At 73.0% G+C, this 21,275-nt stretch carries 14 protein-coding genes; 2 read left to right on the top strand and 12 right to left on the bottom strand.

The genetic code is table 11. From position 1 onward, the window contains the following. Positions 1-107 precede the first annotated feature (107 nt). The 8 genes from Q7T67_RS00510 to Q7T67_RS00475 are packed head-to-tail and all read right to left on the bottom strand — an operon-like array spanning position 108 to position 14,928. Positions 108-1,301, bottom strand: coding sequence for a glycosyltransferase family 4 protein (locus tag Q7T67_RS00510; protein WP_304785365.1), 1,194 nt, complete (start codon positions 1,299-1,301; stop codon positions 108-110). After that, the gene (treY, locus tag Q7T67_RS00505) at positions 1,298-3,409 is read right to left on the bottom strand and encodes a malto-oligosyltrehalose synthase (RefSeq protein ID WP_304785364.1); all 2,112 of its coding nucleotides are present in this window, start codon (positions 3,407-3,409) and stop codon (positions 1,298-1,300) included. The genes Q7T67_RS00510 and treY overlap by 4 nt, the downstream gene beginning before the upstream one ends. Next, positions 3,406-5,541 (bottom strand): glycogen debranching protein GlgX, encoded by a 2,136-nt coding sequence (gene glgX / locus Q7T67_RS00500; RefSeq protein ID WP_304785363.1) that lies wholly within the window; start codon positions 5,539-5,541, stop codon positions 3,406-3,408. Before glgX ends, treY begins: the two co-directional genes overlap by 4 nt. Further along, the gene (gene treZ / locus Q7T67_RS00495; protein WP_304785362.1) at positions 5,538-7,292 is read right to left on the bottom strand and encodes a malto-oligosyltrehalose trehalohydrolase; all 1,755 of its coding nucleotides are present in this window, start codon (positions 7,290-7,292) and stop codon (positions 5,538-5,540) included. Before treZ ends, glgX begins: the two co-directional genes overlap by 4 nt. Then, positions 7,289-9,742 carry a 1,4-alpha-glucan branching protein GlgB gene (glgB, locus tag Q7T67_RS00490; protein ID WP_304785361.1) on the bottom strand — a complete coding sequence of 818 codons (2,454 nt, stop codon included), beginning with the start codon at positions 9,740-9,742 and terminating at the stop codon, positions 7,289-7,291. Before glgB ends, treZ begins: the two co-directional genes overlap by 4 nt. Then, positions 9,739-11,142: a hypothetical protein gene (locus tag Q7T67_RS00485; protein WP_304785360.1), complete on the bottom strand. Its 1,404-nt coding sequence runs from the start codon at positions 11,140-11,142 to the stop codon at positions 9,739-9,741. Before Q7T67_RS00485 ends, glgB begins: the two co-directional genes overlap by 4 nt. Then, positions 11,132-13,000, bottom strand: a complete 1,869-nt coding sequence (treS, locus tag Q7T67_RS00480) for a maltose alpha-D-glucosyltransferase (RefSeq protein WP_304785359.1) — start codon at positions 12,998-13,000, stop codon at positions 11,132-11,134. Before treS ends, Q7T67_RS00485 begins: the two co-directional genes overlap by 11 nt. Next, complete coding sequence (locus Q7T67_RS00475; RefSeq protein WP_304785358.1) at positions 12,997-14,928, bottom strand: alpha-1,4-glucan--maltose-1-phosphate maltosyltransferase; 1,932 nt, start codon at positions 14,926-14,928, stop codon at positions 12,997-12,999. Before Q7T67_RS00475 ends, treS begins: the two co-directional genes overlap by 4 nt. Before the next feature lie 47 nt (positions 14,929-14,975). Here Q7T67_RS00475 and Q7T67_RS00470 point away from each other — a divergent pair, with 47 nt between their 5' ends. Continuing rightward, a complete protein-coding gene (locus Q7T67_RS00470; RefSeq protein WP_304785357.1) occupies positions 14,976-16,256 on the top strand; it encodes a 4-alpha-glucanotransferase in 1,281 nt (426 codons plus the stop codon). Next, complete coding sequence (locus Q7T67_RS00465) at positions 16,253-17,020, top strand: GDSL-type esterase/lipase family protein (RefSeq protein WP_304785356.1); 768 nt, start codon at positions 16,253-16,255, stop codon at positions 17,018-17,020. Before Q7T67_RS00470 ends, Q7T67_RS00465 begins: the two co-directional genes overlap by 4 nt. A gap of 107 nt (positions 17,021-17,127) precedes the next feature. On the opposite strand, the gene Q7T67_RS00460 is transcribed toward Q7T67_RS00465, so the two are convergent. The 4 genes from Q7T67_RS00460 to Q7T67_RS00445 form a co-directional block, all read right to left on the bottom strand. Continuing rightward, positions 17,128-17,538, bottom strand: coding sequence for a VOC family protein (locus Q7T67_RS00460; protein ID WP_304785355.1), 411 nt, complete (start codon positions 17,536-17,538; stop codon positions 17,128-17,130). Positions 17,539-17,668: 130 nt separating this feature from the next. Next, positions 17,669-18,709 carry a 3-isopropylmalate dehydrogenase gene (gene leuB / locus Q7T67_RS00455; RefSeq protein ID WP_304785354.1) on the bottom strand — a complete coding sequence of 347 codons (1,041 nt, stop codon included), beginning with the start codon at positions 18,707-18,709 and terminating at the stop codon, positions 17,669-17,671. A 174-nt stretch (positions 18,710-18,883) separates the two neighbouring features. Beyond that, positions 18,884-20,230, bottom strand: coding sequence for a DUF2254 family protein (locus tag Q7T67_RS00450; protein ID WP_304785353.1), 1,347 nt, complete (start codon positions 20,228-20,230; stop codon positions 18,884-18,886). Between the two features lie 165 nt (positions 20,231-20,395). Beyond that, the gene (locus tag Q7T67_RS00445; RefSeq protein WP_304785352.1) at positions 20,396-21,244 is read right to left on the bottom strand and encodes a methyltransferase domain-containing protein; all 849 of its coding nucleotides are present in this window, start codon (positions 21,242-21,244) and stop codon (positions 20,396-20,398) included. Positions 21,245-21,275 lie beyond the last annotated feature (31 nt).

Genomic DNA, 21,275 nt, shown 5'->3' with positions numbered 1-21,275 from the left:
GGCCACCGGCACCGCACCGCCGGCCGAGCTCGCAGCCGGCGGGGGCCGACGGCGTGCGGCCCGAGCCGGACGTCGGCCGCGCCGCTCCGGCCGTCCCACGCCCCGGGTCAGACGCGGACGCCCAGACGGGCGTAGACCTCGAGCGTCCGGGCCGCCGCGTCGTCCCACGAGAAGCGCGCGGCGTGGGTCGCTCCGATCTGCACGAGCCGGGACCGCAGGGCCGCGTCGTCGAGCAGTCGGCGGAGCGCCGCGGCCAGGGCCCGGACGTCGTCGGGCGGGACGCGGACGCCCGTGCCCTCCGGGACGACCTCGCGCAGGCCGCCCGTCGCCGCCGCGACCACGGCGCATCCGCCGCGCATCGCCTCGAGCGCCACCAGGCCGAACGGCTCGTAGAGCGACGGGACCAGGCAGACGTCGGCGGCGCGGTAGAGCGCCGGCAGCGTGGCGTCGTCGGTCCACCCGAGGAACCGGACCCGGTCGCCCAGGTCCAGCGCGTGGGCCTGGGCGCGCAGCTCGGCCTCGTGCGGGCCGGACCCGGCGACCACGAGGCGGGCCGGCGGGGCGGCCGGTCCGGTCGCGCGGACCACGCGGTCGAAGGCCGACAGGGCGACCTGGAAGCCCTTCTCGTAGACGAGGCGCCCCGCGCAGAGCACCAGGAGCTCGCCGTCCGGGGCGAGCCGCCGGCGCAGGCCCCGGACGTCCGAGGGGTCCACCGGCGCGACGGGGTCGATGCCGTTGCGCACCACCGCCACGTCGTCGGGCTCGGGGTCGAAGACGTCGAGCACGTGGCGGCGCATGAACGACGAGCAGACGAGGACCGCGTCGGCGCGGTCGATCATCTCCGCCTCGACGCCGTGGACGTGGGACTGCGGGTGCTCGTGCACCCAGCCGCGGTGGCGCCCGTGCTCGGTGGCGTGGACGGTCGTGACGTACGGGACGCCGAGGGCGTCGGCAAGGGCGGCGGCGGGCGCGGCGACGAGCCAGTCGTGGCCGTGGACGACGTCGGGCCGGCGGTCCTCGGCCGCGGCGGTGCCCGCCGCCAGGAGATCGTCGCCGAGCTCGTCGACCCACGTCAGGAACGCGTCGAGGCCCGAAGGCGGCGAGGCTCGCTGCACGCGCTGCACGTTCACCCCGTCGTCCTCGGCGTGGGCCGGCACGGCGTCGGCGCCGCGGGTCAGGACGCGCACGTCCGTGCCGCGGCGCACCAGTCCCGCCGAGAGGCCCGCCACGTGTCGCGCGAGGCCCCCCTCGACGACGGGCGGGTACTCCCAGGAGAGCGTGAGGACCGCGGGCGCCGTCACTGCGCTTCGGGGTGCCGCCGCAGGAGCGCGAGACCGTCGCGGTCGACGACGTCGGCCACCGGGAGCCGCGGCGGGCCGCCGCCGTCCGTCGGCACCTCGACGTCGGCGCCGTCCAGCACGCTGCTCCAGCGTCCCGCGCCGTCCGAGGGCAGCTCGATCGTGGCGTCCCGCCAGTCGCGCACGCCGACGACGACGAGCACGTCGTCGCCGCGCAGGAAGGCGACGGTGCCCTCCCCCGCGTCCAGCGGGCGGTAGGCCCCGTCGGCGAACACCGGCTCGAGCTCGGCGCGCAGCCCGAGGGCGGCGTGCACCAGCGCGAGCTTCCGACGGTCGAACGCCGCCGTCCCGCCCGCGGAGAACGGGTCGGCCGCCGCGTCGACCTCCGGCGCACCGGCGCCACCGACGACCTCGGTGAGCAGCGTCCGACGGCGCTCCCAGTCGACGGGACGGCGGTTGTCGGGGTCCACGAGGCTCAGCGTCTCGAGCTCGTCGCCCTGGTAGAGGTCGGGCACGCCCGGCACCGTCAGCTTCAGCAGCGTCTGGGCGAGCGAGGAGCGCCGACCCTCGGCCGCCATCCGGGCCGCGAAGGGCACGAAGTCGTCGAGGAACGGCCGGTGCTCGAGGAGCGCCGTGGCGAACGCCTGGACCTTCCCCTCGTAGACCTCGTCCGGCTCGGCCCACGTCGTGTGCTGCTTGGCCTCGCGCAGGGCCTTCTCCAGGAACCCCTCGAGCCGCTCGGCGGTGATCGGCCAGGCGCCCAGGAGCGTCTGGTAGATCGTCAGCTCCTCGCCGCCGTCGGGCACCCCGTCGGGCCGCAGCCCCGCGGTGATGCCGCGCCACCGGGTCACGGCGTCGCGCCACTCCTCCGGCACCGACGCGAGCGCACCGATGCGGGCCCGGACGTCGCCGGAGCGCTTCGTGTCGTGGGTCTGCGTCGTGAGCATGCCGTGGGGCTGGTGCTCCGAGCGATGCAGGTTGCGGGCGTGGAAGTCGCCGACCGACAGCGAGAAGCGGTCGGGCTCGTGACCCACCTCGTTCAGGGCCAGCAGGCGGACGTAGCGGTAGAAGGCGGTGTCCTCGACCCCCTTGGCGGTGACCGGCGGGGAGGTCTGCTGGAACTTCGTCACGAACGACTCGTGGCCGGGCTCCTCCAACCGCAGCACCCGCTGCAGCTCCTCCGACGCGTCGGTCGCGGCGATCGCCGCCAGGTCGGCCTCGGAGAGCGACGTCGGCCCCTCTGCCGGGTCGGCGTAGGTGCGGTAGACCGGGATCGCCGCGAGGGCGTCGGCGATGCCCGGGACGTCGAGCAGCGTGCGCAGCCGGGCGACCTCGCGGGCGAACGTCGTCGTCGCCTGGGCGATCTGGGTCTCCAGTGCGACCTCGGGGAACGCCCGGGTCTCCCCCGTCAGGTCGGCGAAGAGGTGCGTCAGGACGCCCTCGCCGGCCGGGTCGACGAACAGCGCCGTGGCGTCGCCGAGGAACTCGTAGCCGACGGTGCCCTCGACGGGCCAGTCGGGCAGCTGCTCGACGGGGTGGCTCGCGCTGAGGATCTTCTCGACCCACACGTGGGCGACGCCCGCTTCGCGCAGGCGTCGCAGGTAGCCGGCGGGATCGGCCAGGCCGTCGGGATGGTCGATCCGCAGGCCGTCGACGACGCCGTCCCGGACGAGCTCGAGCACCTTGTCGTGGGTCAGCGCGAAGACCTCGGGGTCCTCGACGCGGACACCGGCGAGGTCGTCGATGTCGAAGAAGCGGCGGTACCAGCCGTCCTCGGGGTCGTAGTCGAAGACGCGCACCCGCTCGTCCTCGTCCGACCACCAGCGGTTCTCGTCGCCCACGCCCATGTGGTTGGGGACGATGTCCAGCACGACCCCGAGGCCCTCGGCGGCGAGCGCCCGCAGGCCGTCCTCGCCGCCCAGGGCCGCGCTCACCGTCGTCGGGTCGACGACGTCGTAGCCGTGCGTCGAGCCCGACCGCGCCGTCAGCGACGGCGACAGGTAGAGGTGCGAGATCCCGAGGTCCCGCAGGTACGGGACGAGCTCGCGGACCGCGGCGAAGTCCTGGTCCGGCGTCAGCTGGATCCGGTAGGTCGCGCGGGGGACGCTCACGCGACGCGGCGGAGGATCGAGATGGCGCGGGCGCTCACGTGGAACTCGCTGCGGGCGGCGTACTCCCCCGTCCCGGGCTGCAGCTCCGCGTCGACGGTGCACAGGTCCTGGGTCCACGTCTCGCCGTAGGCGGCGGAGGGCAGCGTGAACGTCGCGTCCTCGTGGTGGGCGTTGATCAGCAGCACGAACGAGTCGTCCTGCAGGGGCTCGCCCTCGCGGGTGCGGTCGGTGATCGCGTCCCCGTTGAGGAACACGCCCAGGACGTGGCACTCCGCGTCGTCCCACTCGCGCTTGGTCATGCGGTGGCCGTCGGGGCGGAACCACCAGACGTCGGGCAGGGCGTCGCCCTCGGGGTCGCGGCCGCGGAGGAACTCCTGGCGGCGGAACACGGGGTGCTCCTTGCGCAGCGCGATCAGGCGCTTGGTGAAGGTCAGCTGCTCGGGCTGGTCCTCCTCCTGCGTCCACGAGTACCAGGAGATCTCGTTGTCCTGGCACCACGCGTTGTTGGACCCGTGCTGCGTGCGCCCGATCTCGTCGCCGCCCAGCAGCATCGGCGTGCCCTGCGAGAGGATCAGGGTGGTCAGCATGTTGCGCTGCTGCCGGCGGCGCAGCGCGTTGATCTCGGGGTCGTCCGTCTCGCCCTCGACGCCGCAGTTCCAGGAGCGGTTGTCGTCGGTGCCGTCGCGCCCGCCCTCCTGGTTGGCCTCGTTGTGCTTGTCGTTGTACGTGACGAGGTCGCGCATCGTGAAGCCGTCGTGCGCCGTGACGAAGTTGATCGACGCGAACGGGTCGCGGCCGTCGTCCTCGTAGAGGTCGGCCGAGCCGGAGAAGCGGTCGGCGAAGTCCGCGGCCCCGGCGGCGCCGCGCCAGAAGTCCCGGATCTGGTCGCGGTAGATGCCGTTCCACTCGCTCCACAGGACCGGGAAGTTGCCCACCTGGTAGCCGCCGGGACCGACGTCCCACGGCTCCGCGATCAGCTTGACCTGCGACAGGACGGGGTCCTGGTGGATCGTGTCGAAGAACGCAGACAGGCGGTCGACGTCGTAGAGCTCGCGGGCCAGCGCGGAGGCGAGGTCGAAGCGGAAGCCGTCGACGTGGCACTCGATGACGAAGTACCGCAGCGAGTCCATGATCATCCGCAGCACGGCCGGCTGCCGGGCGTCGAGCGTGTTGCCCGTGCCCGTGTAGTCCATGTAGTGGTGCAGGTCGTCGGGGACCAGGCGGTAGTACGTCTTGTTGTCGACGCCCTTCATCGAGAGCATCGGCCCGAGGTGGTTGCCCTCGGCCGTGTGGTTGTAGACGACGTCGAGGATCACCTCGATCCCGGCCTTGTGCAGGGCCTTGACCATGCCCTTGAACTCCGCGACCTGCTCGCCGCGGGTGCCCGACGCCGAGTAGCCGGCGTGCGGAGCGAGGTAGCCGATCGACGCGTAGCCCCAGTAGTTGCTGAGGCCCATGTCGTGCAGGAACGACTCGTCCGCGATGTGGTGGACGGGCAGCAGCTCGACCGCCGTCACGCCCAGGTCCTTCAGGTACCCGAGCGCCGCGTCGGAGGCCAGACCGGCGTACGTGCCGCGGAGGTCCTCGCGGACGTCGGGGTGCGTCTTGGTGAAGCCCTTGACGTGGGTCTCGTAGATGACGGTCTCGTTCCACGGCCGCTCGAGGCGGACGTCGCCCTCCCAGTCGAAGGACTCGTCGACCACGACCGACTTGGGGATCGCGGCGGCGGAGTCGTCGTCGTCGATCTCGAGGTCGGCGTCGTCGGGGGTGTCCGCCCCGCCGGGGACGTAGGGCAGCGTGTTGGCCGCGTCCCAGTCGACGGCCCCGTCGATCGCCTTCGCGTAGGGGTCGATCAGGAGCTTCGCCGGGTTGAAGCGGTGCCCGCCCTCGGGGTCGTAGGGCCCGTGCACGCGGTAGCCGTAGCGGTCGCCCGGTCGCGCCTCGGGGAGGAAGCAGTGCCACTGGTGGGCGGTGCGCTGCTCGACCGCTATCCGCGTCTCGTTGTCCTCCTCGTCGAAGAGGCACAGCTCGACGCGCTCGGCGTTCAGGGAGTAGAGGGAGAAGTTGACGCCATCCCCGTTCCAGGTGGCCCCGAGCGGGAAGGGTCGGCCGGGCCAGACGGTGACGGTCATCGGAGGAGTATCCCCGCGTGGGGGGCCAGGGAAACGCCCGCCTCTGTGGGCTCGGTCGCACCCGGGGTCTCCAGGACGACCTCGACGCCGTCCACGGAGACGACCACCGGCGCGTCCCCGAGGTTGGCGACGATCGTGTGGGCGCCCCGCTCCACGCGCAGGAGGCCGGCGTCCTCGTCGTGCTCCACGAGCGTCGCGTCGCCCGGCGCGATCTCGCGACGGACCCGCAGCAGGTCGCGGTACAGCGCACCGAGCACGGGGTCCCCCTCGCGGGTCAGCTTGGAGCGCAGGAACGTGTCCTCGGCCTGCGGGTCGGGGACCTCCTCCCCCGCGAACGCGGCGAAGCCGGCGAACTCGCGGCGCCGGCCCTCGCGGGTGGCGGTGGCGATCTCCTCGTCGATGTGGTCGGTGAAGAAGAGGAACGGGGCGTCCTCGCCGTACTCCTCGCCCTGGAACAGCATCGGCGTGAACGGCGAGAGCAGCGTCAGGAACGCGGCGAGCGGCCGGATCTCGCGCGGCAGGCGGTCCCCGACGGCCCGGTTGCCGACCTGGTCGTGGTTCATGTCGAAGACGATGAACTGGTGCGCCGGGCGGTCGTCGTGCGGCGCCCCGAAGCGCTTGCGGCGCAGCGTGGAGTAGCCGCCGTCGGGCAGCACGGGGCGGCGGAACGCCTTGGCGAGGTCGGCCAGCGCGCCGAACTCCGCGTAGTAGCCCTCCTTCTCGCCCGTCAGCAGCACGCGGATCGCGTGGTGGAAGTCGTCGGCCCACACGGCGTCGCAGCCCAGGCCGTTCTGGTCGAGCGGGCGGATCACCTTCGGGTCGTTCAGGCCGCTCTCGGCGACGACGAGGACCTCGCGGCCGGCAGCCTCGCCGGCGGCGTGCGCGCGACGCGAGACCTCGCCCACCAGCGGCCGTGCGGAGCCGTCGTAGATCGAGTGGATCGCGTCCAGCCGCAGGCCGTCGAGGTGCAGGTCGCGGATCCAGCCCTCGGCGCTCTGCAGCACCCACTCGCGGACGGGGTCGCAGTCCTCCGCGTCGTAGTTGACGGCCTTGCCCCAGAACGTCTCGTGCGCGTCGGTGAGGTACGGCCCGAAGGCCTCGATCGCCTGAACGCCCGACGCCCCGAGGTGGTTGTAGACGACGTCCAGCACGACGCCGAGACCGACGGCGTGGGCGGCGTCGACGAGGCGGGCGAGGCCCTCGGGGCCGCCGTAGGTGGACTGCGCCGCCGACAGAAAGACCCCGTCGTAGCCCCAGCCGCGGGCACCGGGGAACTCGGCCACCGGCATGATCTCGATCGCGGTGACGCCCAGTTCGGCGAGGCCCGCGAGATGCTCGATCGCGGCGTCGAACGTGCCCTGGGCCGTGAACGTGCCGACGTGCAGCTCGTACAGGACGGCGTGCTCGCGGTCGACGCCGCGCCAGTCCTCGTCGGTCCAGGCGAAGGCCGCGGGGTCGACGACCCGCGAGGGGCCGCGGATGCCCTCGGGCTGCCACCGCGACGACGGGTCCGGCAGCGCCTCGCCGTCGAGGACGAAGCGGTAGTCGGCGCCGTGGCCGACGTCGACCGTGACCTCGTGGACGCCGAAGCCCTCGTCCGTCATCGGCTGCAGTCGTCCGTCGACCTCGAGGGCGACCTGCTGGGCACGCGGGGCCCAGGTGCGGAAGCTCGTGCGGCCGTCGCCCGTCGGGGTGGCGCCGTGGGGCCGCTCCCACGGCAGGCCGGAGCCCAGCACCGCGGGGCCGGTCACGAGGCCTCACCGTCCGGCACGAGCCACAGCACGCCCAGGGGCGGCAGCGTCAGCTCGGCCGAGACGGGCTGCCCGTGCCACGGCGTGTCGTCCGGGACGACCGTGCCGCCGTTGCCGGCACCCGACCCGCCGTAGACGGCGGCGTCCGTGTTGACCGCCTCGCGCCAGGCGCCGCGCCTGGGCAGGCCCACGCGATAGGCCTCGCGCGGGACGGGCGACAGGTTCGCCACGCACACCACGAGGTCCCGCGTGTCGAGGCTCGTCGCGTCGTCGGGGTCGACCTTCGCGCCGCGGCAGAAGGCCACGACGTTGTGGTCGGCGTCGTTGGGCTCCAGCCACCAGAAGCCCTCGGGATTCGCGTCCTGCTCCCACAGCGCGGGATGCTCGGCCATCACGTGGTTGAGGTCGCGCACGACGGACTGGACGCCCGAGTGGGTCGGGACGGCCGCCGGGTCGTGGCGCTCGTCGAGCAGGTGCCAGTCGAGCGAGCGCTCGTGGCTCCACTCGCGCTCCTGGGCGAACTCCTGGCCCATGAACAGCAGGTTCTTGCCCGGGTGCGCCCACATGTAGGCGTAGAGCGCACGGAGGTTCGCCAGCTGCTGCCAGCGGTCGCCGGGCATCTTCTCGATCAGCGAGCCCTTGCCGTGCACGACCTCGTCGTGGCTCAGCGGCAGGACGAAGTTCTCGGAGAACGCGTAGTGCAGCGAGAACGTCAGCGCGTGGTGGTGGTACCGGCGGTTGACGGGGTCCTGCTGGAAGTACTCCAGCGTGTCGTGCATCCAGCCCATGTTCCACTTGAAGCCGAAGCCCAGGCCCCCGACGTAGGTCGGGCGCGAGACGCCCGGCCACGAGGTCGACTCCTCGGCGGCGGTGATGGTGCCCGGCTCGCGGGCGTAGACGACCTCGTTCATCTCCTTCAGGAACTCGACAGCCTCGAGGTCCTCGCGGCCCCCGTGGACGTTGGGCACCCACTCGCCCTCCTTGCGGGAGTAGTCGAGATAGAGCATCGACGCGACCGCGTCGACGCGCAGCCCGTCCACGTGGAACTCCTTGACCCAGTAGAGCGCGGAGGCCAGCAGGAAGTTGCGGACCTCGTTGCGGCCGAAGTTGAAGATCAGCGTGCCCCAGTCGGGGTGCGAGCCCCGGCGCGGGTCGGCGTGCTCGTACAGCGCGGTGCCGTCGAACTCCGCCAGCGCCCACGAGTCGCGGGGGAAGTGGGCGGGGACCCAGTCGAGGAGGACGCCGACGCCCCGCTCGTGCATCCGGTCGACGAACGCCCGGAAGTCGTCCGGCGAGCCGTGGCGCGGCGTCGGGGCGAAGTAGGAGGTCACCTGGTAGCCCCAGGAGCCCGGGAACGGGTGGCCCATGACGGGCAGGAGCTCGACGTGCGTGAAGCCCATCTCCGCCGCGTAGTCGGCGAGCTGGTCGGCGAGCTCGGCGTAGCTGAGGAGCTCGTCGCCGTCACCGCGGCGCCACGACGGCAGGTGGACCTCGTAGACCGACATCGGCCCGGCGAGGTGGTCGGTGGCGTTGCGCCGCGCCGTCCACTCGTCGTCCCGCCACGTGTAGGTGGACTGGTGGACGACGGAGTCCGTCTCCGGCGGGACCTGGGTCGCGAACGCGAAGGGGTCCGCGTTGAGCTTCAGCGTCCCGTCCTGCGTGCGGATCTCGTACTTGTAGGGCTGACCGTCGCCGACGCCGGGGACGAACAGCTCCCAGACGCCGGACGCACCGAGCGAGCGCATCGGGTGCAGGCGGCCGTCCCATCCGTCGAACTCGCCGACGACGGAGACCGAGCGGGCGTTGGGCGCCCAGACCGCGAAGGACGTGCCGCGCTCGCCGTCGAGCTCCGTCACGTGGGCGCCGAGCTTCTCCCACAGCGCCTCGTGCCGACCCTCGCCCATCAGGTGCAGGTCGAGCTCGCCGACGGTCGGCGCGTGACGGTAGGGGTCCTGGACGTCGAAGCTGCCGTGCTGGCCGTAGTCGACGCCCAGGTGGTAGCGCAGGGGCAGACCCGCGCCGGGGATCCGGGCCTCGAACAGGCCGGCGTCGTGGATGCGCTCCGCCTCGACGGGCGCGGCGCCCTCCGGGTGGACGGTGACCGCGAACGCGTCGGGGCGCCAGGCGCGGACGACCACGCCGTCGCCGTCGCCGACTCCGGTGGGGTGCGCACCGAGCAGTCCGTGGGGGTTCGCCAGGTCGCGGGCGACCAGTGCGTCGATGTCCCGGCGCAGCGTCTCGGGATCGGCGGCGACCGGGGTCTCCTGTGGGGCGACGGCGGCGAGCTGGGCCTCCGACGCCGGGTCCTGGGGCGTCGAGATCGCGCCGGACGGGGCCGTGGCGGCGACCGAGCCGTCTCCGGCGGTCGCCGGCGCCTTCAGCTTCTTGGCCTTCGGGCCGGCGGCCTTGCCGGCCGACCCCTTCGACGGGGTGCGGTCCTTGGGGCTCATGCGATCGGCTCCTCGAGCAGGCGGGCGATGGCGGCGGCGGGGATCGGCACCCAGTCCGGGCGGTGGTCGAGCTCGTAGCGCAGCTCGTAGACCGCCTTCTCGAGCTCGAGCACCGACAGCAGGGTCCGCGTCGCCGACGGCGTCGGGGGCATGAGCGACGGCTCGATCTCGGCGAGGTAGTCGTCGAGGAACGCCGCGCGGGCGCGCTCCTCCCAGTCGGCGGGCGGCTCGAAGTCGCGCTGCAGGCGACAGGCGGAGACCGCGTAGGCGAGCGAGCGCAGCAGCCCCGCGACGTCGCGCAGCGGCGAGCGCTTGCGGCGCCGGTCCAGGAGCGCCCGGGCGGGCTCGCCCTCGAAGTCGAGGATGATCCAGGACGGACCCGCGTCGCCGTCGGCCACGCGGAGGGTCTGCCCCAGGTGGAAGTCGCCGTGGTGCCGGATCAGTCGCCCGGCCCCGCCGATGTTCGACACGAGGCGCAGGCGGTCCCGGGCCTCCTCGCCGCGGCCGGCGATGGCGGCGAGCCGCTCGTCGTCCTCGGGCAGGTCCACGAACAGCCGCTCGATCTGCTCGTCGATCGTCGCGGTCATGATCGCGAGCGCCTCGTCGGTCGGCTCCTCCGGTGCGAACGCCGGGTCGTTGAAGTCCGACGCGAGCACGTTGTGCATCCGTGCGACGACCACGCCGAGCGCGGCGATCTGCGGCAGGAGGCCCTCGGGGTCGGTGGCGAGCTCGTCCAGGACGAGCTCCCAGCCGTCCCGCCCGCCCTCGACGAAGCGCTGCACGACGCCGAAGGTGCCCTCCATGATCTCGCCGCCGTAGGCGTACCAGCCGCCGAGCTCCGCGATGTGCGGGAACCCGCGGGCCGAGAGGAAGCGGGTCATCTCGAGCTCGGGGTTCTCCCCCGGCTCCAGCCGACGGAACGCCTTCATGACGAGGGCGTCGTCGATCACGACGGACGAGTTGGACTGCTCCGCGCCCATCGGCCGGACCACGGGCTGCTCGGCGGGCGGCAGCACCGCGTCGACCCAGTGGAACTCGATGCGGGGATCGTCGCCGGCGACCGCACGGTCGCGCAGCATGCCGGCGATGACCGCCGCCGCGCGGGGGTCCGTCAGCGCGTCGTAGACGGTGTGCCCGTCGAGCTGCTGCACGACGGCCGTGTCCCACCCGTCGCCCGCGGGCCGGACGGCGAGCGGCAGCTGGTAGAGCTCGTGCGTGCCACCGGGGAAGCGGGCCTCGACGACCGCGACGGCCAGGCCGAGCGCGGGATCGTCGCTCAGCACGACGACGTCGAGGACGTGGACCTGCGCGAGCTCGCGGGACTTGGCCCCGAACCAGCGCTGCTCCGCGAGCCACTCGGCCAGGGTGGTCTCGTCCAGTCCGGTCAGATCAGGCGACATCGGTGGGCTCCTTCTCGGCGGGGACCGGCTCGAGCACCGGGCCGTCGTCGGTGTTGCGCAGGAGGAACCAGAAGAACCCCCGCGGGGCCAGGGTGAGCAGGTACGGCAGCTCGCCGATCCGCGGGAACAGCGTGCGGCCGAACATCTCCTCGGGGCACCGCCCCTCGAACGCCGAGAGGTCGAGCTCGACCGCCTGGGCGCTGCGGGCCATGTTGTGGACGCAGAGGACGACGTCGTCCTCGTAGCGGCGGACGTGCGCGAAGACCTTCGAGTTCGACGGCGAGAGCGGCTCGTAGGTGCCGACGCCGAAGACCGGGTGCTCCTTGCGCAGCTGGATGAACCGCTTCATCCAGCGCAGCAGCGACGTCGGGGTCCGCAGCTGGGCCTCGACGTTGACCGCCTGGTAGCTGTAGACCGGGTCCATCAGCGGCGGGGCGTAGAGCTGCGCGAAGTCGGCCTTCGAGAAGCCGCCGTTGCGGTCGCCCGTCCACTGCATCGGCGTGCGGACGCCGTCGCGGTCGCCGAGGTAGACGTTGTCGCCCATCCCGATCTCGTCGCCGTAGTAGAGGACCGGGGAGCCGGGGAGCGAGAACATGATCGCGTTCATCAGCTCGATCTCGTCGCGCCCGTTGTCGAGCAGCGGGGCGAGGCGCCGGCGGATGCCGACGTTGAGCTTCATCCGCGGGTCCTTGGCGTACTCGCCGTACATGTAGTCCCGCTCCTCGTCCGTGACCATCTCGAGCGTCAGCTCGTCGTGGTTGCGGAGGAAGATGCCCCACTGGCAGTTCTCGGGGATGTCGGGCGTCTGCTCGAGGATCTCGTACATCGGCGTCGCGTCCTCGCGGCGCAGCGACATGAACATGCGCGGCATCACCGGGAAGTGGAACGCCATGTGGCACTCGTCGCCGTCGCCGAAGTACTCGACGACGTCGGCGGGCCACTGGTTGGCCTCGGCCAGCAGCACGCGGTCCTGGTAGCCCTCGTCGACCTCCTTGCGGACCCGCTTGAGGAACTCGTGGGTCTCGGGGAGGTTCTCGCCGTTGGTGCCGGGGCGCTCGAAGAGGTACGGCACGGCGTCGAGGCGGAAGCCGTCGAGGCCGAGGTCCAGCCAGAAGCGCAGGGCCTCCAGCATCGCCTCCTGGACGTCCGGGTTGTCGTAGTTGAGGTCCGGCTGGTGGGCGAAGAAGCGGTGCCAGTAGTACTGGCCCGCGACGGGGTCCCAGGTCCAGTTGGACGGCTCGGTGTCGACGAAGATGATCCGGGCCTCGGAGTACAGCTCGTCGTCGTCGTTCCAGACGTACCAGTCGCGCTCCGGCGAGCCCTTCGGCGCGCTCCGCGCCTTCTGGAACCACTCGTGGTCGCTCGAGGTGTGGTTCATCACGAGGTCGGCGATGATCCGGATCCCGCGCTCGTGGGCCGCCTCGATCAACGCGCGGATGTCGTCGATCGTGCCGTAGTCCTCGTGCACGGCGTAGAAGTCGGCGATGTCGTAGCCGCCGTCCTTCAGCGGCGAGGCGTACATCGGCAGCAGCCAGATGCAGTCGACGCCGAGCCACTGCAGGTAGTCGAGCTTCTCGGTCAGCCCGCGGATGTCGCCGGAGCCGTCGTTGTTGCCGTCGAAGAACCCGCGCAGGTGGATCTCGTAGAAGACCGCGGTCTTGAACCACAGCGGGTCGCTCTCGAACCACGCGTTGGGGTGGTTGGGCGCCGGCACCTCGCGGGCACCGCTGCCGCCCGAGCCGGGGGTCGGCAACGTGGTGGTGTCGCCGGACCCGCCGGTCGTCGCGCCGTGGGGGTCGCGGGGCTCGGGCAGGCTCGCGGCGTCCGGGCCGCCGGGCGTGGGCAGCTCGCCGCTCATCGGGTGTCCACCCGCAGCACGTGGCCGGCGCGTTCACCGGGGACCAGTCGGACGTAGTTGCCGCCCTGGTGCCAGTCGAAGCGCTCGACGCTGAGGAGGTCGGTGACGGTGTAGGACCCGGGCAGTCCGAGGTCGTGCGGGATCTCCACGAGGCCCTCCTGGGGGTGTTCTGGATCGACGTTGACGACGGTGATCACGACGTTGTCGCCGCGCCGCTTGACGTAGGCGACCAGCGCCTCGTTGTGGGTGTCGAGGAACCGCAGGTCGCCGAGGTGCTGCAGGGCCACGTTGTCACGACGCGCGCGATTGAGCGTGCCGATCAGCGGCAGCAGCTCGCCGTCGAGCCGGCGCTCGTGGGCCTCGTACTTCTCCGAGTCGAGGTACTCCTCGCTGTGCGCCTTGACGGCGGTGTGCTCGAGGTTCTCGAACCCGGAGTAGACGCCCCAGCTCGGCGACAGCGTCGCGGCGAGGATCGCCCGCACCGGGAACGCGTGCGCTCCCCCGTGCTGCAGGTACTCGGGCAGGATGTCCGGCGTGTTGACGAAGGCGTTGGGGCGGAAGTACTCCTGCTCGCCCGAGTGGGCGAGCTCGGTGAAGTACTCGCGCAGCTCCCAGGACGCGTTCTTCCACGTGAAGTACGTGTACGACTGCTGGTAGCCGACCTTCGCCAGCGCCTGCATCACGCGGCGACGGGTGAACGCCTCGGCGAGGAAGACGACGTCGGGGTCGGTCCTGCGGACCTCCGCCAGCATCCACTCCCAGAAGGGCAGCGGCTTGGTGTGCGGGTTGTCGACGCGGAAGACCCGGACCCCGTGGTCGATCCAGAACCGCACGACGTCCAGCAGCGCCTGCCAGAGGCCCCGCCAGTCCTCGCAGGCGAAGTCGACGTTGTAGATGTCCTGGTACTTCTTGGGCGGGTTCTCCGCGTACTTCAGCGTGCCGTCCGGGCGACGGTTGAACCACTCGGGGTGCTCCGTCAGCCACGGGTGGTCCGCGGAGCACTGGATGGCGAAGTCCAGCGCGAGCTTCATCCCGTGCTCGTCGAGCACCGACACGAGGTGGTCGACGTCCTCGATCGTGCCGAGCTCGGGGTGCACGGCGGTGTGGTCGCCGTCCGCCGAGCCGATCGCGTACGGGCTGCCCGGGTCGTCGGCGCCGGCCGTCAGGCTGTTGTTGCGCCCCTTGCGGTTCTTCAGTCCGATCGGGTGGATCGGCGGGAAGTAGAGGACGTCGAAGCCCAGCTCCGCCAGTCGCGGGACCTGCTCCGCGGCCCCCTTCAGACCGCCCCACGACCGCGGGAAGAGCTCGTACCACGAGCCGAACCGCGCCAGCTCGGGGTCCACCTGGATGCCGAGCGTCTCGCCCGTCGCCTGCTCGGCGCGGTCTGGATGCGCGGCGAGGATCGCCGCCAGGTCGGGATCCAGGGCGACCTGCGGCGTGGCACCGGGCCCGTCGAGCGCGTCGGCGGCCTCGAGGATGCGGGCACGTGCCGCGCCCTCGGCGTTCGCCGCGGCGTCGCGGAGGATCAGGACGCCCTCGGACAGCTCGCCGGTCAGGTCCTCCTGGCCCGCCGCGTGCTTGCGGTCGATCTCGTGCCGCCACGTCGCGAAGCGGTCGACCCACGCCAGGACCTGCCACTCCCACAGGCCGAGGGTGGCGTCGAGCTCGATCGTCCCGGCCCACCGGACCCCGTCCTCGTGGGCGTCGATCGGGCGCAGGGGGCTCTCCCGCCAGGCCCCTGTGCCCTCGGGGCGGAACCGGGCGACGGCCCGCAAGGTGTCGTGGCCGTCCCGGAACACGTCGGCGGAGACGTCGAGGACGTCGGCTGCCGTGCGTTTGACCGGATAGCGCCCTCCGTCGACGGCCGGATCCGGTCGTTCGACGCGGATGCGGGGTGGCGGGGATTGCGAGGATGTGGCACCGGGCACGTGTCCGAGCCACTATCCAGCACCGCGGGACAGGAAACGTTAAACGGATGGCCATACCCCGATCGAGTGGCGTACAGCTGCACCTCACCTCCCTGCCGGGCGGCCGCCTGGGTCCGGAGGCCTACGCGTTCGTGGACTGGCTGCAGGCCGCGGGCCAGTCGTGGTGGCAGACGCTGCCCCTCGGCCCGCCGGACGAGTACCGCTCGCCCTACAAGTCCGCCTCGGCCTTCGCGGCGTGGAACGGGTTCCTCGAGCATCCCGACGCCCCGGTGTCCCGTGACGAGGAGGACGGCTTCCGGGCACGTCACGGCTTCTGGGTGACCGACTGGGAGGCCTACGCCGGCGACGGCGCCGTCGCCGACCAGGTGCGCTTCGAGCGCGAGTGGGCCGCCCTGCGCGCCTACGCGGCCGAGCGCGGCGTCCGCATGATCGGCGACGTGCCGATCTACGTCGCCCCGGACGGCGCGGACCACCGGGCGCACCCCGAGCTCTTCCGCAAGGGCGTCGTCTCGGGCGCGCCGCCGGACGCGTACTCCGACAAGGGCCAGTTCTGGGCCAACCCCGTCTACGACTGGCCCGCGCTGTCCCGACGCCGCTACCGCTGGTGGACGGAGCGGTTCCGGCGGACCTTCGACCTCTTCGACCTGGCGCGGATCGACCACTTCCGCGGCTTCGTCTCGTACTGGGCGGTCCCCGAGGACGCCCCCGACGCCTCCTACGGCCGGTGGGCGCGCGGACCGGGCCGGGCGGTCTTCGACGCCGCGGCGCGGGAGCTGCGGCCCGACACCGACGCCGCTCCGGGGGACGACGCCGGGGCCACGGCCGCCGACGGTCCGTCGCCGCTGCCGCTGATCGCCGAGGACCTCGGCGTGATCACCCCCGCGGTCGAGCGGCTGCGCGACGGGCTCGGACTCCCGGGCATGGTCGTGCTGCAGTTCGCCTTCGACCCCGACGACCCGCACGGCCCCCACCGGCCGGAGAACCACCGGGAGAACCAGGTCCTCTACACCGGCACGCACGACAACGACACGCTGCGCGGCTGGTGGGACTCGATCCCCGAGGCCCGGCGGGCGGAGACGGACGCCGCGATCGACGCCGCCGGCGTCCGCGAGGAGGAGCCGTGGTGGTCGCTGATCGCCCTGGCGCAGTCCTCCCGGGCGTCGCTCTGCATGATGCAGGTGCAGGACCTGCTCGGTCTCGGCGGCGAGCACCGCATGAACGTGCCCGGCGAGCAGGGCGGGTCGTGGGGCTACCGCCTGGAGTCGGGGCAGCTGACGGCGGAGCACGCCGCGCGGCTGAGGGCGCTGACGGTGGGGGCCGGACGGTGAGCCCGTTCTCGGCGGTCACCGGCGAGGCGCCCGACGTCCTGCCGCCCGAGGGATCCGCCAGCCGCCGCGGCGTCGTCGCGCTGGGCGACTCGATCACCGTCGGGGAGGGCGAGCCGCTGCTCGGCGTCTCCATGCAGTCGTGGGCCGCCTGGGTCGCGGAGGCGTTCGACGTGCCGTTCCACAAGCTGGCGCGCAACGGCGCGACGGCGAAGGAGATCCTCGAGGAGCTGGCCCCGCGGATGCACGGCCGCTACGACGTCGCGCTGGTCTACGCCGGCGTCAACGACGTGCGGCAGGAGACGTGGCGGCCGGACGACTACCGCCTGACGATGGACGCGCTCGTGGGCCTGGCGTCGACGCACGCCGACCGCGTCGTCGTCGCGACCCTGCCCGACGACCTCGGCCGGCCGTCCTCCGCACCGAAGTCGACCCAGGCCTCGTCGCTGGTCCGCGACGTGGCGGCCGCGCACGGGGCGCTCGTCCTGGATCTCTCCGACTTCGGCGGCCGCCGGATGGTGCTGCCGGACGTCGTGCACCCCACCGCGCCGGGCCAGGTCGAGATGGCGGCCCGGGCGGTCGAGCTGCTGCTCGCCGACGGCCTGCACGGCCACGGCGGCGCGGCGCCGGCGAACCCGTGGCTCCTCGCCGACCCGTACCTCGGCCCGCGCGCGCAGCTCGCGGCGGAGCGCCGCTGGGTCGTCGGCCTCGGCCGGGACGTGCGACGGCGGACGATCGAGGCGGCCGCGCGGCGCGTCGGGCGCTGAGCCGTCGACGCGGGCGGGCGCGTCGGCGCATGCCCGCCCGGGTCCCCGGACCCGGGCACCGCGACCGGGGACCCAGGACCCGCCCCGGCGTCCGGCCGCCGCCCGCGTCAGCCGCGCGCCGGCGCGTGGCGGTGGTGCAGGAGCAGATCGTTGCCGTCGGGGTCGGTGAACATGACCATGTGGCAGACGCCGGTGTCGAACGGCTCGCTCGCGAACTCGACGCCGCGGGCCTCCAGCGCGGCCTTCGTCGCGGCGACGTCGTCGACCTGCAGGGCCAGGTGGCCGTTCTTCTGCGGCGCGAACTCCCGGCCGGCCGAGGTCGGGTCCCAGATCGCCAGGCAGGTCGAGCCGAGCCAGAACTCGTACTCGGCGTGCTCGTCGCGCCGCAGGCCGAGCGTCTCGCCGTAGAACCGGCGGGCGCGCTCGACGTCCTGGGTCGGGATGGTGACGAAGTCCAGCGCGCGGATCGGGGGGACCGGCGGCAGGTCGTGGCCGGTGGGGTTCTCGGTCGTGCTCATGGGACGAGCCTCCCCCGGCATGCGGACAGCCTTGGTCCGCGATGACCCCGGGGCCGTCGCATCGCGGACATCCCGGGTCCGCGATGCGACGGCCCGACGGACCGCGCCGTCCGGGCCGGGGCGCGGCCCGCTACCCCAGGCGCGAGCGAACGGCCTGCAGCGCCTCGGCGGTCGTCGCCGAGCCGCCCAGGTCGCCGGTGCGCAGCCCGTCGCCCAGTGCACCGTCGACGGCGGTCTCCAGCGCGGTGGCCTCGGCCTCGAGGCCGAAGTCGTAGCGGAGCATCATCGCGGCGGAGAGGAACATCGCCAGCGGGTTGGCGATCCCCTTGCCGGCGATGTCGGGCGCGGAGCCGTGGACGGGCTCGAACATGCCGGGCTGCGACGGGTCGCCGATCGAGGCGGAGGGCAGCATGCCGAGCGAGCCGGAGAGCATCGCGGCGGCGTCGGAGAGGATGTCGCCGAAGAGGTTCTCCGTGACGATCACGTCGAACTGCGTCGGACGGGCGATGAGCTCCATCGCGCACGAGTCGACGAGCTGGTCGCGCAGCTCGACGTCGCCGTACTCGTCGGCGTGGATGCGGTGGACGACCTCGCGCCACTGACGCGACGTCTCCATGACGTTGGCCTTGTCGACCGAGTGGACGAGGTTGCGGCGCTTGCGGGCGGTCTCGAAGGCGGAGCGGGCGATGCGCTCGACCTCGGCGACGGTGTAGTGGCAGAGGTCCGACGCGTCGGTGGCGGTGCGGGTCTTCTCGCCGAAGTAGATGCCGCCGGTCAGCTCGCGGACGACGAGCAGGTCGGTGCCGTCGAGCACGTCGCGCTTGAGCGCCGAGGCGTCGTAGAGCGCCGGGACCGGCCGGACCGGGCGCAGGTTGGAGAACAGGCCGAGCTCCTTGCGCAGGCCGAGCAGGCCCTGCTCCGGGCGCGGCGCGTCCGGGTCCGTCGTGTCCCACTTCGGGCCGCCGACCGCGGCGAGCAGCACGGAGTCCGACGCCTTGCAGGCCGCCGTCGTCTCGTCGGTGAGCGCCGTGCCGTGCGCATCGATCGACGCGCCGCCGAACGGGTGCTCGGTGAACGTGAAGTCCCCGAGCTCGCTGAGGATCTCGAGGGTCGGCGCGGTGATCTCCGGGCCGATCCCGTCGCCGGGCAGGACTGCGATGGCGTGCGACATGGCTTCCGAGCATATGCGGGACGCTTCGTCCGCCGCCGCCCGACCCGCGGAACTACGGACGGACGTGCGGCTTCCGGGACACCGACACCCGTGAGCTCCTCGGACCACGGCGCAGCCCGTCGGCGACCGAACGCGTCCGGAGCGACCGCCGACGACACGGCGCCACCGCCGCGGTCAGCTCGCCCGCAGCGCCCCGATCGCGTCCTCGGTGCGCTCGCGCTGCAGCAGGGCGGCCTCGCGGCGCTCCTCGGGTGCCCACTGCGACAGGTCGTCGAGCATGACGCGCAGGTGGCGCCGGACCTGGGCGTGACGGGCCCCGAAGTCCGCGAGCTCCTCGCACGCCAGCCGCAGGTAGTGCCCCCAGGTCGGCGCCGGCATCGTCACCCGCACCGCGCCCTCGGCGTCCCGGACGCGCAGCTCGCCGAGCTGCCGCCACGCCAGGCGGCGCAGCAGGTCGTGCATCTGGTCGATCGCCTGGACGGCCGTCGTCGGGTCATTGACGCCCGGGGCCAGGCCCTTCAGGCCGATGTCGACGAGGACGCGGAACGCGTGGCGGGGGTCCGAGGCCAGCGTCGGCTCGTTGGCCCACGCCAGGGTCGAGCGCAGCTCGTCGCCCAGGGCCTCGGCGTCGCCGTCCGCCAGGGACATGACGGCGGTGTGGACCGGGACGAAGCGGCCCACCGGGACGCTGAGGTCGATCCGCGTGTCGTGCTCGGCGGCCAGGCGGCCCAGGCGGACCAGGTCGACGGCGACGAGCACGCCGGGCTGCCCGTCGTGGTGCAGCGTCCCGGGACCGTCGCCGAGGAACCGCCGGGTCGGGGGCGCCCCGCGGTCGCCGTCCCACCACTCCGCCTCGGGGGTCTCGTGCACCTCGATCGTGGTGTCGTCCGGCGCGTGCAGAGCGGCCTCGGGCGTCGCGCCCGCCAGCGGCGAGTCGGACTCGACGCCGTAGGCGACGGGGTGGACGGCCTCGAGCTCCTTCCGGGCCTTGTCCCCGACGGCCGCCACCGCGTTGCCGGCGCGCAGCAGGTTCGAGATGCGGTCGAGCATGACCACGAACATCACCGCGGCGACGATCGACCAGAGCGTCGAGACGATGCCGAAGAGGTCGTCGACCGGGTTCTCCTCGGGCTTGACGAGGAGGGCGCCGACCGTCGAGAACGTGAACGCCCCGAACGCCAGGCCCAGGGCGCGCTTGACCATGCGGTCGCGCCGCAGGATGCCCACGAGGCGGGGCGACATCGCGATGGAGGCGAACTCGACGGTGATGAACGAGATCGTGATGACGAAGCCGGCCAGCGCCAGCATGCCCCCGGCGATCGAGGTCAGGAGCGTCGCGTCGACCTGCGGTGCGCTGAGCACGTCGATGGTCGGCATGACCTCGACGACCACCACGAGCAGCAGGGCGAGCAGCACGTAGCCGAAGGGGATGAGCCACATGCTCTCCCCCGCCAGATGCCGGAGCCGGAACCGGGTGATGGAGAAGAAGCCGGGGACGCGGCGGGTCAGCTGGGCGCTCATCGGCGGCCCAAGCTATCGGCGGTTCCTCAAGCCGGGTTATTGCGTGCGCAACATCACAGCGGTGGACGTCCGTGCACTGCGGAGGTGCTCCGGCGCACAGAGCGACACCGCACGCACGAATGTCCCCCGTCCCGAGGGCCCGGGAGCGCCGGCTCCGCGCCCGGCTCAGGCGCGCAGGCGCGTGGCGAGGTCCTCGGGCGACTCGGGCACGGCCTCGCCCGGCAGGGCCACCGGGGCCGCGCCGTCAGCCGCCCGCGTGCCGCCGAGGTTCAGACGCACGTAGTCGAGCGTCACGACGCCGTCGACCTCGAGCTCGGCGCGGACCGCCTCGACGAAGTCGTCGTGCGCCTCCTCCGGCAGCCGCTCGAGGTAGCTGCCCAGGACGACCGTGCGCAGGAAGGCGTGGGCGTCGTCGAGGACGACCGGTCGCGGCTCCAGCCAGGCCCGGACGTCGACGAAGCCGGCGGCGCGCAGGCGCGTCTCGGTCTCCTCCGGACCGGCGAAGTTCCAGTCGTCGACCCAGCCGTGGAACGCGTCCCCCCAGGGCGACCGCTCGCGCAGCCGGTCGATCGCCGCCACGACGGAGGCGATGTTGCCCGCCCCGCCGCACTGCGCCTCGAGCCGACCGCCGGCGACGAGCGCCTCGGCCAGCCGCGCGAAGAGCACGTCGTGGTCGGCGATCCAGTGGAACGTGGCCGTCGAGACGATCACGTCGACCGGGGCGTCGAGGACGAGCGCCGTGAGGTCCTGGACCAGCAGCTCGACCTCGCGCGGGAGGACGCGTCCGGCCTGGGCGATCATGGCCGGCGAGCCGTCGACGCCGACGACGTGGCCGTCGGGCACGAGCTTCAGCAGCTCCGCCGTGACGCGCCCGGTGCCGCACCCGGCGTCGAGCGCCCGCTCGTCGCCGCGCAGCGACAGCCGGCCGAGGACGTCCGCGCCCCACGCCCGGTGGGGCGTCGAGACGCGGTCGTAGGTCGAGGCCTCCCAGTCGCGCGGCCCGTCGGTGCTCATCGGGGGCCGGCGCCGGAGAGGCGGTGGGAGG

Source organism: Patulibacter sp. (assembly GCF_030655195.1).
Lineage (GTDB): Bacteria > Actinomycetota > Thermoleophilia > Solirubrobacterales > Solirubrobacteraceae > Patulibacter.
The sequence above is the reverse complement of the archived record's forward strand: the minus strand, read 5'-3'. Positions and strand labels throughout refer to the sequence as shown.

What these genes read in the sequence shown, in the direction of transcription:
- glgX (WP_304785363.1), bottom strand. Translation starts at nt 5,541, where the DNA reads ATGACCGTCACCGTCTGGCCCGGCCGACCCTTCCCGCTCGGGGCCACC.
- glgB (WP_304785361.1), bottom strand. Translation starts at nt 9,742, where the DNA reads ATGAGCCCCAAGGACCGCACCCCGTCGAAGGGGTCGGCCGGCAAGGCC.
- Q7T67_RS00485 (WP_304785360.1), bottom strand. Translation starts at nt 11,142, where the DNA reads ATGTCGCCTGATCTGACCGGACTGGACGAGACCACCCTGGCCGAGTGG.
- treS (WP_304785359.1), bottom strand. Translation starts at nt 13,000, where the DNA reads ATGAGCGGCGAGCTGCCCACGCCCGGCGGCCCGGACGCCGCGAGCCTG.
- Q7T67_RS00470 (WP_304785357.1), top strand. Translation starts at nt 14,976, where the DNA reads ATGGCCATACCCCGATCGAGTGGCGTACAGCTGCACCTCACCTCCCTG.
- Q7T67_RS00460 (WP_304785355.1), bottom strand. Translation starts at nt 17,538, where the DNA reads ATGAGCACGACCGAGAACCCCACCGGCCACGACCTGCCGCCGGTCCCC.
- leuB (WP_304785354.1), bottom strand. Translation starts at nt 18,709, where the DNA reads ATGTCGCACGCCATCGCAGTCCTGCCCGGCGACGGGATCGGCCCGGAG.
- Q7T67_RS00450 (WP_304785353.1), bottom strand. Translation starts at nt 20,230, where the DNA reads ATGAGCGCCCAGCTGACCCGCCGCGTCCCCGGCTTCTTCTCCATCACC.
- Q7T67_RS00445 (WP_304785352.1), bottom strand. Translation starts at nt 21,244, where the DNA reads ATGAGCACCGACGGGCCGCGCGACTGGGAGGCCTCGACCTACGACCGC.